Annotated in this window: 1 protein-coding gene; it reads right to left on the reverse strand. The window is 34.5% G+C overall.

From position 1 onward, the window contains the following. Positions 1–167 precede the first annotated feature (167 nt). A complete protein-coding gene (locus FC72_RS10505; RefSeq protein ID WP_057767477.1) occupies positions 168–3,146 on the reverse strand; it encodes a hypothetical protein in 2,979 nt (992 codons plus the stop codon). Positions 3,147–3,329: the final 183 nt, after the last annotated feature.

Here is a 3,329-nt window from a genome sequence, read left to right on the forward strand (position 1 = left end):
AACAGAGAAGTTCTATGACTTTGACCAAATCAATGAAGCTGATGCAGATTCAGTTAGTGGTATGACAATCAAACCTATTTTGATTATTGATAAAGATTACAAACCAGGTGAATAGCATTTAAAGCAAAAGTAGCCGCAATCGAATTGATTGCGGCTACTTTTTTTAGTTAATTTTGCTTCTTAAACACGGAATCTATTTCAGAAACCCATTCAGAATTTGAAATCTGATGATACGTGGTTCCTTTAAATTTACGATGATTATTGGATATCCAAGTTGTTCCACTAGATGCTTTTCGCTGTGCTTTCTTTATATTTCCATAATAGTCTAGATTATATAAAGTAACATCCCCACTACCAGTCAACTGAACAGTTCCATTGTATCTAGTTACTGGAGCAGTTTTAGTAATATCGGATGCTTTAACGTAATTACTTGTCCCAACACGATACCAAGTGTTTCCATTATTATCAACGGCCACACGATCAACTAACCAAGCAGTTTGATAACTTAAATTAATATCAGTATTTTTACTTTCATCTACTGTACTAAATACTTGAGTATTATCAGGATCATTAGCATAAACCACATCGTCGATTGGCTTAAAGGCCCACATATCTTCTGCTTTGACCCATTCACTGGTTGAAACTTGATAGAAAGTTCCTTCACCGTTTTGAACGGCTAAACCTACCATCCAATCTGTATCATGTGCTAATCGTCTCGTTGCAACTGGATCAGCAACAGATGGTGAACTGTAGATTTGTGCATAATCATCAGCCTTTACCAAATATGGAGCATCGATTACCCACTCTTTATCACTCGAAGGTGTTGTAGGAGTCGTAGGTTCAGTAGTTGAATTCGATGAAACTGTTAAAGTGGCAGTCTTAGTTACATTTGAAAATATTGGCATACTATCATTATCAATACCATTAAAATATCTATAATTATAAATGATTGTATGTATTTCTGGTTTCGAAGTATCTATAACAGTATCCTTTTTAACTTCATTTCCATCAATGGTTAATGTTATTTTGTCTATTGATAACGGACTATCAAATTCATCAGTACTTGTATCAAATAAATCAGACGGCGTTATATTATCACCAACCAAAACATCCTTATTTTGTACATTTATTACTGGGTCCTGAGATACTCCAATTGCCGTGCTTTTTATTTCAACATTCAAATAACTAACGGCACACTCTATACGACCAAATTTATTAGCGGTATACATTTCTCCGTCATGGTAAACTACACCATCAATAGTGTACGTAATATTTTTATTTCCCTTATCAAATAAATGATTATTTTCATCATATGAATTAGTAAAGTTTAGTATGTCAGTGACATTAAGTGTAGTACCTATTTTAACGAAATGAAATACGAATTCTAGTTTTGGATTTTGTATAACATGTAATGCAGTAGTTGATGTTACAGTTTGATTATCACCATATGTATATGAATAAACTAATGTATAATCTCCAGGCGTTGTTGGAGCAACATCACTAGTTACTCCGTCAATCGTCACTGTCAGATCAGTTACACTTAATCGATTTCCATTTTCATCAGTACCGTATACATAAGTGTCTTTAGGCTCCCAAGGATTTGATGAATCAAGATTGATAGTATAGTTTGGGGTCGAATTGATAACTGGTGTTTGGGTGATATTTACTTTAGTAATCGAAGAATATCCATTGTATGCATAGGTAACCGTGTAACTTCCTGATTTTGATAAATCTATTGTTGAACTTGTTTCAGGAGTGTAATTTCCAACTTTTTGAATAGTAACTGATGTTAATTTATCAAAACTAATTGAATTTCCATTTTCATCGGTACTATTGGTTGCATCAAATGCCTCAGAAGGATTCCAAACTACACCATTTTGAACTGATAAATTAACTTCTTTATCAGAAAACACCCCTGGTGCTTTAACAATATCTAAATCATGGATAGATGGATCGATATCAGTAATTCCCAATGTTGAATAATATGCCATATACATTGGACTGGCTGCACCGATCACAATTGACTTAGTAGTTGTACCATCACTAAATGTATATCCATCGGGTGCGGTTATATCAATTGAATTGCCAAGTTGAATTGAATCGGTTGTAATTGAACTAAGAGTTTTCCCACCTAGATTGAAGTTTACTAGGTTTGGCATTTTAGTTTGAGTGTCTTTAAAGACTTCTTTCGATAATGGTGTATTAAACATCCCATTATAAGAAATAGTTGAGATTAACACTCCACTGGGCGGAGTGGACCTATCTACTAGAAATCCTATTGGAGGAAATAAACTCTCAGAACCAGAACCTTTATTTTCGTCAAGATATCCTAAATACGTTATTGGAAATTTTGTATCTTCATATTTAAACTGAAAAAGTGCCGGAATAAACTGTCCAACACCGACTTTTTTAGTTACATAAATTGTCTTAGTGATACTGTCAATATAACTTTGAGCGTTAAGTCCATCATAGGCTTTCCCTATTGTCTGTTGCTTGTCTGCGTCATCTAAAAACGTGTACCCTTGAGGCAACGAATTAGTTAGATCAACAGTATCTCCTTCATTACCAACTATGAACGCTTGACCTCTTTGTTCCTTCAAGTCTCCTATCTCTTCGCCATCGGTACCCTGAACTTTGTAGTTAACAATAATTCCACTGTTAGCACTAGAATTATATTCAGACCTATTATTCCAATCAATGGTACTTCCCTGTGAATCAGCAACTGGCACTTCTGATGCCGTAGTAGCAACTGGTTCTGATGAATAAGCACTTATATTATTATTCCCTGAAATTTCATTGTTATCTGTTTTTAACCCTGAATTGGTAGTTACATCTGCACTAGCAGCCCCTGTGCCACTATCTGTTCCGGATACTTCACTCCATGTTTCAGTATTCGTACCAGTTTGTTCAGATGTATTTGCACCATTATCTGACCCTGTATCAGTTGGTGCACTCTCTGCATTTAAATCTTTCCCTGAATCTGTGGCTCCTGTATTTCCTTGGTCAACTACTTGATTGGTAGTTGACTGACTTGTTATTTCAGCATTTACATTAGTTGTATTTAACCCTCCTAAAATAATTGCCGAAAAAAATGTTACCCCTGCGATTGTCACTTTCTGTGACCTAGATAGCTTGATATTAGCCATTTTGATGCTCCCATGAAAAATATGTTTATAACGATTTAATTATAATTCAATAAATCACAAGGTTGGACTCACTTATTATAAGAAGACTTTACAGATTATGGAAATTTTCTAACGCATTATGAAATAATGGTTCTACACTTTCTGGTATTGATGAATAAAATCAATACCAGTTTTTTTGTATCT

This window comes from Companilactobacillus tucceti DSM 20183 (genome assembly GCF_001434665.1).
Classification (GTDB): domain Bacteria; phylum Bacillota; class Bacilli; order Lactobacillales; family Lactobacillaceae; genus Companilactobacillus; species Companilactobacillus tucceti.